Annotated in this window: 1 protein-coding gene; it reads right to left on the bottom strand. The window is 48.1% G+C overall.

Annotated features, from left to right (window positions below):
- The coding region (locus NXS07_RS20815; RefSeq protein WP_258087609.1) for an IS630 family transposase at positions 1-464 on the bottom strand (464 nt) is incomplete at both ends.

The following is a 464-nucleotide window of genomic DNA, read 5'->3' as shown; positions in this document are numbered from 1 at the left end:
TTTGGCTTGTTTCCAGATGATTTCAATCAGATTCAGCTCTGGGCTGTAGGCAGGAAGATAAAATAAAAGCAGGTTGTGTTCTCGTAACCAGCGATTTCTGATTTTTTTCTCTATCCCATGATGGATACGCGCATTATCCAACACTAAAAATGTCAGGCGGTTGTCCCCTTGTTTGGCGACCTGCTCTAAAAAATCAATCACATCAGCTCGTGTGATACTGCCTGATGTTGCCTGGTAAAACAGCGTGTTGTCCGTGTAATTTAACGCCCCCAGAACTGACCGTCTGTCATGGTGTTGAGGCTCAGTTTCATGGGGTTTACCCCGTGGACTCCATCCATATTGCACCGGCGGAGAGGCGGCAAAACCGGCTTCATCAAAATAGACCAGACGGTAGCGGCCTGCCCGTGCACCGGCCTTAATCTTATCCAGCAAGACGGATTTTTTAGCGAACTCCGTTTCATCGC

Origin of the sequence: Xenorhabdus bovienii (assembly GCF_024721015.1) — a bacterium.
GTDB lineage: Bacteria > Pseudomonadota > Gammaproteobacteria > Enterobacterales > Enterobacteriaceae > Xenorhabdus > Xenorhabdus bovienii.
Note: the sequence above shows the minus strand (reverse complement) of the source record. Positions and strands in the feature narration are given on the sequence as shown.